General features: G+C 64.5%; 15 protein-coding genes, 1 tRNA gene and 1 pseudogene. 5 read left to right on the top strand and 12 right to left on the bottom strand.

Annotated elements, in window-relative coordinates; all coding sequences use genetic code 11:
• The first annotated feature begins 96 nt into the window (after nucleotides 1-96).
• The 4 genes from KYK29_RS14140 to KYK29_RS14125 all read left to right on the top strand — a co-directional run bounded on the left by KYK29_RS14140 (nucleotide 97) and on the right by KYK29_RS14125 (nucleotide 2,626).
• A complete protein-coding gene (locus KYK29_RS14140) occupies nucleotides 97-909 on the top strand; it encodes a hypothetical protein (protein ID WP_254691552.1) in 813 nt (270 codons plus the stop codon).
• 170 nt (nucleotides 910-1,079) lie between these two features.
• Nucleotides 1,080-2,072, top strand: a complete 993-nt coding sequence (locus KYK29_RS14135) for a DUF4424 family protein (protein ID WP_254691551.1) — start codon at nucleotides 1,080-1,082, stop codon at nucleotides 2,070-2,072.
• A gap of 2 nt (nucleotides 2,073-2,074) precedes the next feature.
• Entirely contained in the window at nucleotides 2,075-2,230 is a 156-nt protein-coding gene (locus tag KYK29_RS14130) for a lysozyme inhibitor LprI family protein (RefSeq protein ID WP_254691550.1), read from the top strand.
• 30 nt (nucleotides 2,231-2,260) lie between these two features.
• On the top strand, nucleotides 2,261-2,626 hold the full coding sequence (locus KYK29_RS14125) for a hypothetical protein (RefSeq protein ID WP_254691549.1): 366 nt from the start codon (nucleotides 2,261-2,263) through the stop codon (nucleotides 2,624-2,626).
• Between the two features lie 73 nt (nucleotides 2,627-2,699).
• Here KYK29_RS14125 and KYK29_RS14120 read toward each other — a convergent pair whose 3' ends face one another.
• From KYK29_RS14120 to KYK29_RS14110, 3 genes are read right to left on the bottom strand one after another with little or no spacing between them, the layout of a single operon-like run.
• Nucleotides 2,700-3,683 (bottom strand): LLM class flavin-dependent oxidoreductase, encoded by a 984-nt coding sequence (locus tag KYK29_RS14120; RefSeq protein WP_254691548.1) that lies wholly within the window; start codon nucleotides 3,681-3,683, stop codon nucleotides 2,700-2,702.
• Nucleotides 3,680-4,774: a Gfo/Idh/MocA family protein gene (locus KYK29_RS14115; RefSeq protein WP_254691547.1), complete on the bottom strand. Its 1,095-nt coding sequence runs from the start codon at nucleotides 4,772-4,774 to the stop codon at nucleotides 3,680-3,682. Before KYK29_RS14115 ends, KYK29_RS14120 begins: the two co-directional genes overlap by 4 nt.
• Nucleotides 4,767-5,387: a TetR/AcrR family transcriptional regulator gene (locus KYK29_RS14110; protein WP_254691546.1), complete on the bottom strand. Its 621-nt coding sequence runs from the start codon at nucleotides 5,385-5,387 to the stop codon at nucleotides 4,767-4,769. The genes KYK29_RS14115 and KYK29_RS14110 overlap by 8 nt, the downstream gene beginning before the upstream one ends.
• Before the next feature lie 726 nt (nucleotides 5,388-6,113).
• Between KYK29_RS14110 and KYK29_RS14105 the strand changes: the two genes are divergently transcribed.
• Nucleotides 6,114-6,190: transfer RNA gene (locus KYK29_RS14105), tRNA-Arg, on the top strand.
• On the opposite strand, the gene KYK29_RS14100 is transcribed toward KYK29_RS14105, so the two are convergent.
• The 9 genes and pseudogenes from KYK29_RS14100 to KYK29_RS14060 form a co-directional block, all read right to left on the bottom strand.
• Nucleotides 6,161-7,819 carry a recombinase family protein gene (locus tag KYK29_RS14100; protein WP_254691545.1) on the bottom strand — a complete coding sequence of 553 codons (1,659 nt, stop codon included), beginning with the start codon at nucleotides 7,817-7,819 and terminating at the stop codon, nucleotides 6,161-6,163. The genes KYK29_RS14105 and KYK29_RS14100 overlap by 30 nt on opposite strands.
• The gene (locus tag KYK29_RS14095) at nucleotides 7,816-8,214 is read right to left on the bottom strand and encodes an HVO_A0114 family putative DNA-binding protein (RefSeq protein WP_116652207.1); all 399 of its coding nucleotides are present in this window, start codon (nucleotides 8,212-8,214) and stop codon (nucleotides 7,816-7,818) included. Before KYK29_RS14095 ends, KYK29_RS14100 begins: the two co-directional genes overlap by 4 nt.
• Complete coding sequence (locus KYK29_RS14090) at nucleotides 8,211-8,564, bottom strand: toxin-antitoxin system TumE family protein (RefSeq protein WP_116652206.1); 354 nt, start codon at nucleotides 8,562-8,564, stop codon at nucleotides 8,211-8,213. The genes KYK29_RS14095 and KYK29_RS14090 overlap by 4 nt, the downstream gene beginning before the upstream one ends.
• Nucleotides 8,561-8,878, bottom strand: coding sequence for a hypothetical protein (locus tag KYK29_RS14085; protein ID WP_157969943.1), 318 nt, complete (start codon nucleotides 8,876-8,878; stop codon nucleotides 8,561-8,563). The genes KYK29_RS14090 and KYK29_RS14085 overlap by 4 nt, the downstream gene beginning before the upstream one ends.
• A gap of 135 nt (nucleotides 8,879-9,013) precedes the next feature.
• The gene (locus KYK29_RS14080; RefSeq protein ID WP_254691544.1) at nucleotides 9,014-9,235 is read right to left on the bottom strand and encodes a DUF2274 domain-containing protein; all 222 of its coding nucleotides are present in this window, start codon (nucleotides 9,233-9,235) and stop codon (nucleotides 9,014-9,016) included.
• A 2-nt stretch (nucleotides 9,236-9,237) separates the two neighbouring features.
• Nucleotides 9,238-10,374: a TraB/TrbI/VirB10 family type IV secretion system protein gene (locus KYK29_RS14075; protein ID WP_254691543.1), complete on the bottom strand. Its 1,137-nt coding sequence runs from the start codon at nucleotides 10,372-10,374 to the stop codon at nucleotides 9,238-9,240.
• Nucleotides 10,371-11,372, bottom strand: a complete 1,002-nt coding sequence (gene trbG, locus KYK29_RS14070; protein ID WP_254691542.1) for a P-type conjugative transfer protein TrbG — start codon at nucleotides 11,370-11,372, stop codon at nucleotides 10,371-10,373. The genes KYK29_RS14075 and trbG overlap by 4 nt, the downstream gene beginning before the upstream one ends.
• The gene (gene trbF, locus KYK29_RS14065) at nucleotides 11,369-12,058 is read right to left on the bottom strand and encodes a conjugal transfer protein TrbF (protein ID WP_176074434.1); all 690 of its coding nucleotides are present in this window, start codon (nucleotides 12,056-12,058) and stop codon (nucleotides 11,369-11,371) included. Before trbF ends, trbG begins: the two co-directional genes overlap by 4 nt.
• Nucleotides 12,055-12,499 (bottom strand): annotated as a pseudogene (locus KYK29_RS14060) (P-type conjugative transfer protein TrbL); the annotation flags it as partial. The pseudogene KYK29_RS14060 and the gene trbF, both read right to left, overlap by 4 nt.

The following is a 12,499-nucleotide window of genomic DNA, read 5'->3' as shown; positions in this document are numbered from 1 at the left end:
GCATCCGGTTCCTTCCTGTCCATGACGGATGGTCGTTGAGACGGCACTATGGTTGGGTCTTCGGCCTGCAATTCAGGGGCGGGAACAGGAGCCGACATGAAGAAAGCCAGGCAAGCAGCCCGTTTCGCAAGTGCGATTTACCGGATTTTTCTTGTGGCGGCCATGAGCGTGCTCCTGCCGCCGATACACGCGCCGGCCGAAGCACAGGAGGAGGGGGGCCCACGCTGGTTTGGCGGCAGTTTTGACGGTGGGACGACGGTGCTTGCCTACGGCATGCCGGACAGCGATTACATCATGCTGTCCTTTTCGTGCGAACCCGGCGCGTCCCTCGTGAAAATCGGCATACAGGACGAGGAAAGCAGCGCGGAGGATGGCGATCTGCTGCGCGTTCGCCTTGCGGCGGGCGGGCTGGGCATCGAATTTTCGGACAAGGCGGCGTTCAACCACGATTCCGGCGGCGTCGAACTGCATGCCGACCTGCCTCTCGATGGAACCCTTCGGCGCATCCTGAGCGGTGAAGGCCCGCTGGAGATCGTCGTCGACGGACATATGCAGCATTATGATATGAAGGGCGCAGCCGCGCCCGCGAGGGCCATGATCGCCGCCTGCGATTCCCCCGGACCGTCCAGTGATCTCGACGTGACGGTGACAAACAGGGCCACGCGGCCGCTACAGAGTCTGTCCTATTCGCAAGCCGGCGTAAACGCCTTCGACAGCGATGAGTTCGGCTATGAGCCGCTGGCAACGGGAGCGAGCCGGACGTTCACCATTCCCGGTGGTCGCAACATCTGCACCTTCGATATAGCGGTGATTTTTACCGAAGAGGACGACGCGGAATGTTGCAGCATGGGCGAGCCGGCAGGCACGCAGAACCTGTGCGAAAACAGCGAGTTTATTGTCCATGGCTAGGTTTCCGGCATGACTGGATTTCCAAATCTCGGGCGCGCGGGCGTGGCGTTTGGTGTTCTGCTTGCCTTCGCCACGGCCTCGTCTGCCCCCGCGAAGGCGGAGAGCAGGATAGGAGAGGGCGCGCCGGAGCATTCTTGCCTCGCTTATCTGCCAGAACGGGAGAGAAGCGGATGATGCATGCCTGGCCTCCGGCAATCTGTTTTGCGATCGCCCTTGCGACAGGCCCGGCCGCCGCACAGGATGAAGGACGTGGCATCGGCTATGCGGCGACCGGTCCGGTTTTCGACCTGCCGTCCGGCATGAGCGTGGAGCAACTGGAGGTGCATGTCTCGTTCTATTCCGTCCGCCTTGCCTATGTCTTCAAATCCGCCTCCCGCCAGATGGTGCATTTCAGCTTCTCCCTGCCCGAGATGCCGGTCGATGCCGCAGAAGATATCGCGACGCTCGATGAGAACTCGGACGCCGCAGGGCTCGCCGCCGACATCGAACCTGCCAATTACCTGCGCCTTGCGGTGCGTGTGGACGACCGGCCCGTGGCGCTCGCCGGCCGTGGCCGGGCGCTGCTCGACGGAAAGGACGTGACCCGGACATTGCTCGACGCCGGCGTCCCGTTGCTCTCCGGCTCCGATGACGAGCCGATGTGGCGAAATCCACCGCCGGAGGTGCGGGCGAAGCTTGAAGCGAGCGGCCTGCTTTCTCTCGATGCGGCGGCCTGGACCTATCAGGCCGATTTCGCGTGGGATCAGTCTTTCGAACCGGGAGAAACGCGCATCGAGGTCAGCTATGCCGCGCTCGCCGATTACTGGAGCGATATTACCGTCGATCATTTTCCCGAGATCGCCCCCGGCGGTCCGGCGACGCGCGCCTATTGCATCGACGACGCCTTGCGCCGTGCCTTCTTCCGCACGCCCTTTTCCTACGATATCTACACCGTCACGCATCTCTTTGCCCCATCGGATGGATGGCGCGGACCGATCGGTCGCTATCGGCTGGTGGTCGACAAGGGGGCTGCCGACAATCTCGTTGCCTTCTGCCCGCTGGCGGCGACAAAAATCTCGCCGACGGCATTCGAGTGGACAACCACCAATTTCACCCCCGAACACGGCATCGGCATCCTGCTTTTCATGAATGAGAACACTGCACCGTCCGGCGGTGAGGAATGATCATGAAGCGCGCGATCCGATATTTGCTTCTCGTTTCCGGCCTGCTGCCGGCGATCCCGGCGCGCGCTTCAGGCCCGAGCTTCGATTGCGCCGGGGCTACGCGCCAGATCGACAAGGCGATCTGCGGCTTCGACGGTGAAATGACAAACGGCGAATGAACCGGCCAATGGCGCACCAGGGAGAATGCCATGTCCATGAAATCGATTGCCGCAGCGCTCATTCTTTCAAGCTGCCTGCCGGTCGGCCCGGCATGGTCGCAGATAGCGACCGGCGAACAGGAGTTCCAACAGCTGGCCGCGGCCCTCAAGGCCGACGACGTCGAGCGGCGGTCCGCGATCAACACCTGTATCGCCCAGGGCGTCGGTGCAGATCCGACCGGCTTGGCCGAGCTCATGAGCCTGCCGGTAGAGAAAACGGCGGAAGCGTGGTGTACACGCATGACCAACGGGATCGCGGAGGGCAAACTCACCCTTGCCGATATCAACGCGCTGAACGAAGGAACGCTCACGCCCGGCGCACGATTGGTGCTGACAACCCCGTCGGAAGGCAAATGAAAACCACGAGCGCCTGGCTGGAGATCCGCCCCGGCCAGAGTCCGGCGATACCCCGGCGACCTTGCATCGCGTTCTATCGTTTCATCGCCTCAGCGATCAGTGCAATCGAGCGCAGTCGCGCCTGATGGTCATAGACGTCGGAGACGATCATCACCTCGTCGATGCCGGTCTCGGCAATGAAGCCTTGCAGGCCTGTGCGCACGGTATCGGCCGAACCGATGACCGAACGCGCCAGCATGCGCATGGCCTGCGCCTTTTCATGCGGCGACCAATAGGTTTCGATATCGTCGATGGGCGGCTTGCTGAGGTCGCGCCGGCCGCTGAAGAGATCGGCGAAGGACATCTGCTGCGTGGTCGCCAGCCGTCTTGCCTCCGCGTCGGTATCGGCGGCGATGACGTTGATGCCCGCCATCGCATAGGGCCGGTCGAGTTGCTCGGACGGCTTGAAGCGGCTGCGATAGAGGTCGAGCGCCGGCAACAGCATGTCGGGCGCAAAATGCGACGCGAAGGCATAGGGCAGGCCGAGTTCGGCTGCCAGCGCCGCCCCGAAATTGCTGGAGCCCAATATCCACAGCGGCACATTGGTGCCGGCGGCCGGCACGGCGACGATACGCTGGTTTTCGCCGGCAGGCGCGAGAAACGCCTGAAGCTCCAGCACATCCTGCGGAAACTGATCCGAGGCCTCGGGCGAGCGCCGCATCGCCCGCACCGCGATCTGGTCGGTGCCCGGCGCGCGGCCGAGCCCGAGATCGATGCGGCCGGGATAAAGCCGCTCCAGCGTGCCGAACTGTTCGGCGATGATATAGGGTGCGTGGTTCGGCAGCATGATGCCGCCGGCCCCGACGCGGATCGTCTTCGTGCCGCCGGCGATATGGGCGATGACGATCGAGGTCGCCGCGCTGGCGATCCCGGCCATGTTGTGGTGCTCGGCCACCCACACGCGTCCGTATCCCCACTTCTCCGCATGGGACGCAAGGTCCCGCGCATTGTCGAGAGCGGTGCCGGCGTCCGTATCCTGTGTGACGCGGACGAGTTCGAGAATGGAAAGCGTGGTCATTTTGGTTCCTTTGCGGCAGCGGAGCGTTCAATCGCGTCCACCGTCTCATGCAGTGCGACGGCATCGCGGAAACTGGGTGCGGAACGTGTCCCCGAACGGATATCCCGCGCGATCAGGGCATAGAGTCGCGCGACATTGCGGGCGACGGAACTGTCCGGCCAGCCCTCATAGGCGGAAGGGGGCGGCGTTAGCGACGCAAGCTCTTTTGCCTCGCCCCTGGCGCCCCGGATCGACAATTGCACGATCTGGGCATGGCCGGTCGCGCCGGTCACCTGGATGTCGCCCTCGGTGCCGTTGATCTCCCACAAGAGGTTGGTTCCGCGCGACAGGCCGCCGCGATAATGGATCGAGACCGCCGCGCCGCTGTCCAGCGCGCCATGAACCAGAACCTGATCGTGAGAGGTCGTTGGAACCGTCTCCGCCGTATCCGTGACATGCACGGTCTTGCGGCGGGCGATCATGCGTGCGGTGAGGTCGCCAAAGCCGCCCAGCACCTCGCGCATGCCGGCCAGCGTGTGCCCGAGCGGAATGCTGAGCAGCGTTGCGCCATTCCTCTTGTCAAAGAGATAGGCATGGGCGGCATCTGTCTCGGCGCCCCATTGGCCGCCACTGCCGACAAGCGTGGTCGACAGCACCTCGCCGACGTAGCCGTCGGCAATGAGCTGGCGCAAATATTCGACCTCCGGGGCGACGCGCATCTGTGTGCCGACCGCTGCGACGACCCCTTTCGCCTCGGCCAGTTCCGCCAGTTCGCGCGCCTCGGCCAGCCCGTTGCCGAGCGGCCATTCGCAATAGACATGCTTGCCGGCGTTCAGCGCCGCGCTCACCAAATCGCGGTGGTGCGGCACCTTGACGGTGACCACGACAAGATCGATCTCCGGCGAATGGACCAGCGCCTGCGCAGTCTCGAAGGCATGTGGCAGGCCGAAGGCGTCGGCGGCTTTCTGCGCGCTGGCGAGACTGGTGTTTGCTACGCCGACCACTTCATAATCGCCGGGCAGCGCCTTCAGCGCCGGAATATGGGCCGTCGCGGCCCAGTGAATGCCGGGATTGAGGCCGATGAACCCGACGCGGATCGGCTCGTCAGTCATGAAATGCTCCAGTCTTGCGAATTGAATGGGATGTATCGACGGCCGGATGGCCGGTGAGGTAGCCGAAGGCCTGGATCGCCTCGACCTGCTCCGGCGTGGTGCCGTATCGGCCGGCCTTGTCGTGAACGAAGGCGGCGCCCAGCGCGCTCAGGAACAGGGCCGGCGCGCAAACCGATTGCCGGGCAGCACCGTCAGCCTTGGCGCGCGCGAGAAATTCGTCGGTGATCGCAACAAGTGTGCGGCACGTGACGGCCAAAGGCGACGCCTGGGCCTCGAAGGCATCGATGAACGGTTGAGGCAGGCCGTTGAAAGCGCCGAGATAATCTCCAAGCGCCGTCATCCAGCCGTAAAGAGCGCTCTTTGCATCCGGCAGCGCCAGAGCTTCGTCACGCAGGGCCAGAAGAACGGCCTGCCGTTCGTGCAACACCTCGCACAGCAGATGCTCACGTGTCGGGAAGTGGCGATAGAGCGTAGCGGGTCCGACGCCGGCCGAACGGGCGATCTCGTCAAGCGAAGCATGGACGCCATCGCGCCCGAACGCCGCCTTCGCCGCTTCGAGGATCAGGCCGCGATTGCGCCTGGCGTCTGTCCTTTTGCTCGTCTGCGCCCGCATGAATACCTCGCCAGCCGTCAAGAGCGCATATAATCGGAGGCACCCTCCGTTTCAAGGCAGGTATGAACAACACGGCATTCCAGACGCACCCCCGTCATGTTGCCCGACAACTTTTCCGTGCGCGCCCGGAAAGCAAAGGAAGCAGAAATCGATCGTCGCAGGAGCGTCGGATCGTGTCGGTTAGACATTCGTGGTCTTGCGGGCCGTAAGCGTGCGACCAAGGTGCCATTGGCGCCAGCGCCGGCCACACCGAGGAATACCCGTGGCTGCGAAAAGGTCTTGCCGGTGGAGTTTGCGCTGGCCTGAATCGAGGTCAGCACCCCCTGATGGGGACCCGCCGCATCGCCACCCGCATCGTACGGGCGCGCATCGAACCTTCCTATGTCATCGCCTGGGCGCTCTGGCGACGGACACATCCAGCCGCGGCACGACAAGCACACCTCAAATTAAAAGCGCAGCTGGAATGTTAGAAGGCCGCCGGTTCCGCCGGCAAACTGTCCGACCCTTGGCATGGGTCCGTACCGTCCAAGGCCATGGCACTGCATCACCTCGTCTGTTTCTGACTAGAAAGACGCCGAAAAAGGCATCGGCAAAGCCGCCCCAGGCCATGTCGGAAAATTTTCGTGTTTCCTTGAGATTTCCCCGCGTCTAAAGGCGAGAGAACCATTGAACCCGCCTTCAAGCTGCGCTATGAACCCCGAGCTCGCTCAAACGGGCCACTCGGCTGCACCCGTAGCTCAGCTGGATAGAGTGTTGGATTCCGATTCCAAAGGTCACAGGTTCGAATCCTGTCGGGTGCGCCATTTCAGAACAGAACTATGAACGCCGAACGCCGCCGTTTCTACGCTTGAAGCGGCGACCAGCGTTCGCAGCAGTTCCGACTTCGATCCCATGATGCGAACCTCGTCGTCGGCGACCTCGACGCGCTGCGCCAGAGCGCGCAGATGGTCGCGTCGGTAGCCGCCATCGTCGAGTCGTATCCGTTCGCGGGCTTTGCGGGCGAAGCCCTTGAGCATTTCCGGGCTGACGCCTTGATTGCCTGAACTGTCGAGCGCGAGCTGGGTACGCTCGGCGTCCGCAGCGGCCTGATCCCGTAACGCCTTTAGGCTCGCCATGCGCTCTTTTGCCATGGCGTCGTCCTTGTCCACCATACCGGCTTCGATGGCGTCAAAGAGACGACCGAGCCGCTGGTCGGCTTCCGTGATTCGCCTGTGAAGTTCGGCAAGATGCTCGCGGCGGCGCTCGGCTCGCTCCTGCCGCCGGTCGATGACGCTGGCGAGGACAGTTTCCAGTCGCTTGGGCTGGAGCAGCCGATCTCCGATATGATCGGCGACAAGACGGTCCAGCTTGTCCATCGGGATCGTGCGGCCCTTGCAGCCGGTCTTGCCCTGCCGCGCCTTGGTCGAGCAGGTGTAATAGCGGTATGTCTGCCCAGCGCTTCCCTTTCCAGTGCGTAGTGTCATGGCACCTCCGCACTTGGCGCAGAAGCAAATGCCGGTAAGCAGCGTGGGGCCGCTGGATACGCGGGCTGGCGTCACCAAAGGATCGCGCGACCTCAAACGCGCTTGCACAGCGTCGAATATTTCGCGTTCGATCAGAGGTGGAACGGCCATGATGGCGACTTCGCTCTCCGGCTTCTTCTCCCGGTCCTTGTGCGAGCGCGTATTGAACCTGTGCTCGCCGATATAGGTGGTGCGGGTAAGGATGGCGTGGATTTGCGCTAGACCCCATTTGCCACCATCACGGGTGAAGAAGCCGTGCTCGTTGAGATAAGTGGCAATAGCCTTGACGCCCATTGCGCCGGACTTGCCGTCACCTTCGAGATAGAGCCGATAGATCAGCCGCACGGTGTCGGCGTGCAGCGGGTCGATCTCGAGCTTCTTCTTGATCTTCGATCCCCGCTGCTCGGCCGCGACGATGCGATAGCCGATAGGAGGTCGTGCGCCGTTCCAGAAGCCTTGGCGGGCGTTCTCGTTCATGGCGCGTAGGACGTGCTTGGCGTTCTCCTTGGACTGGTATTCGTCGAACAGCGCCATGATCTGCCGCATCATCTGGTGCATGGGGTCGTCGCCCATCTCCTGCGTGATGGACACCAGCTTGACGCCGTTCTTCGCCAGCTTGCGAACGTAGAACTCCATCTCGAAGTGATCGCGGAAGAAGCGGCTGAACGAATGGACCACCACCACGTCGAACGGCGCGGGCTTGGACGTACCGGCCTCGATCATGCGCTGGAACTCGGGGCGCTTGTCGTTGGTGGCGGTTGCGCCGGGCTCGACATAGGTTTCAACGAGCTGGTAGCCCCGTTGCTCGCAATAGGCTTCGCCCTGCCGCTTCTGGTCGGGAATGGAAATGTCATGCTCGGCCTGCCGGGCAGTTGAGACGCGCAGGTAAAGCGCGGCGCGGGCGGTAACGGTTGGGCTGTGCATGTTCATGGCCGGTCTCCCATAGCCTTCTTCGCCTTGGGGCGGTCGATCAGGGGCAGCGCCAGCTCCACGCGGTCATGAACCACCTTGGGCGCAAGCTTGCGGCCGTGGCCCGGCTCAAGCCGCACAAGGCCGTAGCTCTCCATCGTTTTGAGGGTGCGTGACAGATTGGAGCCGGCCCGGCCGGTGATTTCCGCCAGTTCTTCCAGCGATGCCGGGGCTTTCTCGGCGATGACGCGAAGCAACTCGCGGTTCCCGGCCGACAGCACCTTGGCGAAGGATTCGGTCGAGGTGAACCACACCTTCGGGTCGCCGGGCGCGGGCTTTTCCTCGCCCTTGGCAATCCGCATGGTGCGGGCCTTCATTTCTTCATAGTCGGCAATCCCGACTTTCAATGTGGTCATAGGGCACCTCGCTCCTTCAAAACCGCGTCCACCGCCTGCCAGAAGTCGGCCAGCAGCGTGGCCGCATCCTCGTAGGCGTAAGGCTTCACGGTCTGGAGGCGGTGCCGATGGTCCATCGGTTCGCCGCGTCTGCCTCGGCCGACCGGATGGGCATTGTCGAGGCCGACCAGCCGTTCGCCCGAAGGCCCGTGAAGCGTGAGCGAATAATCGAGGCCATGCGGCTTTTCCGGCGAGGCCGGAACGCGGGTGACGACAAACTTCACCCAATAGCCGCCTTCGGGATCGACAAAGAGCATCTGTCCGTCGAGGTCCAGAAGCGTGTCGAGGCCCGGATCACGATGACCGCTCACGCCTTTTTCCTATCAATCTGTGATAGGAAATACAAGCTGTCATCCGGCTTTCGCGGGCTCAAGAGTTCGTCGAACACATCGCCGAACCAACGCTCGAACACGTCAATCTCGGCCTCGGTGACGGGAATGTCCTCCGGCCAATCGTCCGTGACACGCATCCTCTGTCCATCCGGGCCGAGAAGTGGCGTGTCGCTGGCTCGCGTTCGGCCGTCCGGCGTGGGATCGTCAGCGTAATCGAAAAGATCGTCGGGAAGTGGTTCGGGGATCGACTGTCGCGGTCGCCCTTTTCGGGCGCGGCGGCGCTCTGCGCACATGGAATCCTCCTTGGTTCGGTGTGGACTCCGGGACGCTCAAGGCCCCGGAATTAATCGAACCATGGAGGGCAGTCGGCGGGCTGTAGCGTGCCGCATTTGCGCCTATGCGCTGGCGGCACCCCTGCGGGTTGGGACTTAGCTTGCAGCGCGTCGTGCCTTGGCGAAACCGCGATCCGTGGCGATGAACCGCTCCAGCATCGGCACGATGAGCCTGATGGGGTCGGCGGCGGGCTGGCCGCAATAGCGGGCCAGCACCTCGGCATAGGCGACCAGATCGCGGTGAAGCGACGCGGGCAGCTCCACCGTCACCTTGACCGGCTTGTCGTCGGGGAGCGGTCCGAGTTTCAGCTTGGTCACGGTCAACCTCCTGTCGGCTCTAACACAAGGTCGCGGGTGACGATAATCCTGACCGGGAAGCCCGGCCGAATGGTCAGCGTCGGCGCGACCTGCAACTGGCGCTGCACGATCTGCTGTCCCGCCTGATTGACGGTATCCTGCGCCCCGTCTCGAATTGCCCGGATAAGCCGGTCCTCGTCGTCGGTCGCCAGCTCCGTGCCCATGCCAAGCAACGTGGACAGCCCTGCGGCCTTCATCAGATCCCACCAATGATAATCGACGCCGTCCTCAAGGCCGGCATAGCCGCTGGCGTCCGCGCCCGGCAGGCGCTCAAGGACGATGGAACGGCCGCCCGGCAGGATCAGGCGATTCCACACCAGCAACACGCGGCGCTGGCCGAAGGTCACGCCGTCATCGTATTGGCCGATGATGCGCGTTCCCTGCGGGATCAGCAGCAGCGAACCGGTCGGGCTGTCATAGACGTTCTCGGTTACTTGCGCCGTGACCTGCCCCGGAAGGTCGGAGCGGATGCCGGTGATGAGCGCAGCCGGGATCACGGCCCCGGCCTGAAGGATATAGGGCGATGCCGGCGGCGCGACACGATCCGGCGCGACGGTCTGCCGGTCCACGGGGCCACTGAGGAAAGCCGCGTGCCGGTCCTGCGTCGCGGGCTGTCCACCAAGGCCAAGACCGGCAAGGCCGGGCATGGCCGTTCCTGCCGGCGCTCCCGTGCGCGGGCCGGACTGGAAGAACACGTTGCTCAAGCGCGCGGCTTCTTCCTCGGCGCGTCGGCGTTCCTCCTCGGGATCGACGGCGGGCGTCGCCATGACGGGCGGCACGACTGGTTGTCCCCGGTTCTGCGCGTCGAGAATGGGTCGGCCCAAATCTCCGGGCAGCGCGGGGCCGAGCACCGGCCCGCTATAGTCGCTCGGCAAGCCCGCCAGCCCATCGGCAGTTTGCCGGTTGTTGATCGAATAGAGTTCTTCGCCTCCCGGCCCTGCATCGCGGGTCTGGAGCGCGTAGATTAGCGCGCCGCCGATGCCGAGCAAGGCGACAGCGCCGACGCCGGCAAGCACTTTGCGGGACAGGCGGGTGACGCGCGGCGGCTCGGCACGCAGCCGCATGGGCGCGCCGGTATCGGTGATGGTGTTGTCTGTCATGACGGGGAATCTCCGGTCGCGCTGGCGGGCTGTGCGGCGGCGGCCTGCGTCGGGTTGATGCGAACGATCCTGACGACCTGCTGGCGGTTGCCGCTGCCAAGGCGCAGCTCGGCCGCGCCAAACAGACGGTCCACGATCAGGACGTTCTGGTGGACTCGGCTGTTGACGATCTGCGGTTCGCCATTCGTGCCGAGCACGAAAATCGGCGGCATTTCGCCCTGCACGATCCCGGCCGGGAAGACGACATAGGCGCGCCTGCCATCGTCGAAGACGGAGACGGGCCGCCATGGCGGGCTGTCGCCCTGCACCTGCAAGCCATAGCGATAGTTCCGCGCAGCCTCGGCCGGGATGATTGGCGCGGCCGGGACGGTCTGGCGCTGGCCTGCTGGCGGCGCGGGATAGGCCCATGCCACGGCCGGCATGTAGAGCGATTCCCGCGCGCGCAGCTCGATCATGTAGGTGCGCCGGTCGGTGGTGACGACAAGGTTGGTGGAAATGTCCGGGCGTGTCGGCTTCACGAGGATATGGACACGGCGGTTTGCACCGCTGCCGCTCTCGGTGTCGCCGATGATCCAGCGGGCGGTATCGCCCGCCGCAATCGGCCCCGCGCCGGTCAGGCTCTCGCCCGGCTCCAGCGCGATCGTCGTGATCTGCCCGACTGCGGCATAGACCTGATAGAGCGCGCCTTCCGACCACGGATAAATCTGGATCGCGTTGTAGTAACCTTCCCGGCGCGGCTCGACGCGGGCGGCTGCATTGGCGTTCTCGACGCGGCCGGTCGGCGTGCCGGCAGCCGTGCCGCCGCGCGCCACGGTCCATGCCGGGGGCACATGCAGCGGCCGGGGCGTGTTGTCGGTTGCTGCCGCCTGCACGGTCGGCAGCGGCGGCACGCTGGCATCGTAGCTGAATTGCGGCGTCCGGTTGGTGGCGCAGCCTGCGAGCATGGTGGCCGAAAGCAGCATGGGCGCGATTGTCGGGATGCGGGTGATCGTCCTCATTGGCTCATCTCCCGCGACCACGAAATTGCATTGACGTAGATTCCCAGCGGATTGGCGCGCAGGCGCTCGGCGTCGCGCGGCGGCTGGATGACGATGGTGAGAATGGCCGTCCATCGCTCCGTGGTGGAAAGCTGGCCGTTCTCGAAGTGCCTTTCCGTCCACGCCACGCGGAAGCTGTTGGGGGACGCACGGATGACGCTCGACACCTCAACGGCGACTTGCTGGCGGCCGACCTTGGTGAAGGGATCGTTGGCGCGGGCGTAATCGTTGAGCGCCGCCGCGCCGCGATCCGTGGTCCACTCATAGGCGCGAAGCCAGTTCTGGCGGACAATGATCGCATCGGCCGGGATCGCACGCACCTGCTCGATGAAACGGCCGAGATGGAAAGCGATCTGCGGGTCGGTCGGGCGATAGTCGGCGGCGGCCGGCGCAACGGTCTGCGCCTGTCCGAGATTATCCACCTGCACAACCCAAGGCACCACGGTCCCGCGTGCGGACTGCCAGACCAGAGCCGAGGCGAATCCGGCGGACAGGATCAGCGAACCGAACGCCATATAGCGCCAGTTTTTTGCTTGCACGCGGGCCGAGCCGATGCGCTCGTCCCATGCCTGCGCGGCCTTCTGATAAGGCGTCTCGGGTTCCGGCGATTTGCCGTAATGGGTTGCTGGTCGTTTGAAGATGCTCATGTGCGGTCACTTTCGGAAAGGTTGATGGAGGAACCGGAGCCGTGGCTGTCGCCGGAGCGCACCGCATGGGCGGCCATGGTCGTGCCGTGGTTCATGGCTTGCGAGCGACGCATCCGCTGCGCCCATGCGGGCGGGCTGCCGGTGGGGCTGGATGGCGCGGCTGCGGGATCGGCGCTTGCGCCGCTGACCGTGCCCATGGTGGAACTGCCGCCCGTCACGCCGAATCCGGCCTTTGCGCCATCGGAAAAGCTGGATTTGACGGATTCGGTGGCTTTCGAGACGGCACGCTTCAAGGGAGAGACGGCGGCCGAGCCTGCGGCGCGGGCAACACCACCAAGGCCGGAAGCAACACCGGCCGCGCCGGTCTGGCCGAGCGCGCCGACGCTATAGGCTGCGGTTGCCGCGCCCGCGGCGGTCGCGCCGCCGCGGACGGCCGCGGCC

This window comes from Shinella daejeonensis (genome assembly GCF_024281235.1).
In the GTDB taxonomy this organism is placed as follows: domain Bacteria; phylum Pseudomonadota; class Alphaproteobacteria; order Rhizobiales; family Rhizobiaceae; genus Shinella; species Shinella daejeonensis.
Note: the sequence above shows the minus strand (reverse complement) of the source record. Positions and strands in the feature narration are given on the sequence as shown.

Coding starts and splice junctions, on each gene's coding strand:
- KYK29_RS14140 (WP_254691552.1), top strand. CDS start 97: ATGAAGAAAGCCAGGCAAGCAGCCCGTTTCGCAAGTGCGATTTACCGG.
- KYK29_RS14135 (WP_254691551.1), top strand. CDS start 1,080: ATGATGCATGCCTGGCCTCCGGCAATCTGTTTTGCGATCGCCCTTGCG.
- KYK29_RS14130 (WP_254691550.1), top strand. CDS start 2,075: ATGAAGCGCGCGATCCGATATTTGCTTCTCGTTTCCGGCCTGCTGCCG.
- KYK29_RS14125 (WP_254691549.1), top strand. CDS start 2,261: ATGTCCATGAAATCGATTGCCGCAGCGCTCATTCTTTCAAGCTGCCTG.
- KYK29_RS14120 (WP_254691548.1), bottom strand. CDS start 3,683: ATGACCACGCTTTCCATTCTCGAACTCGTCCGCGTCACACAGGATACG.
- KYK29_RS14115 (WP_254691547.1), bottom strand. CDS start 4,774: ATGACTGACGAGCCGATCCGCGTCGGGTTCATCGGCCTCAATCCCGGC.
- KYK29_RS14110 (WP_254691546.1), bottom strand. CDS start 5,387: ATGCGGGCGCAGACGAGCAAAAGGACAGACGCCAGGCGCAATCGCGGC.
- KYK29_RS14100 (WP_254691545.1), bottom strand. CDS start 7,819: ATGAACATGCACAGCCCAACCGTTACCGCCCGCGCCGCGCTTTACCTG.
- KYK29_RS14095 (WP_116652207.1), bottom strand. CDS start 8,214: ATGACCACATTGAAAGTCGGGATTGCCGACTATGAAGAAATGAAGGCC.
- KYK29_RS14085 (WP_157969943.1), bottom strand. CDS start 8,878: ATGTGCGCAGAGCGCCGCCGCGCCCGAAAAGGGCGACCGCGACAGTCG.
- KYK29_RS14075 (WP_254691543.1), bottom strand. CDS start 10,374: ATGACAGACAACACCATCACCGATACCGGCGCGCCCATGCGGCTGCGT.
- trbG (WP_254691542.1), bottom strand. CDS start 11,372: ATGAGGACGATCACCCGCATCCCGACAATCGCGCCCATGCTGCTTTCG.
- trbF (WP_176074434.1), bottom strand. CDS start 12,058: ATGAGCATCTTCAAACGACCAGCAACCCATTACGGCAAATCGCCGGAA.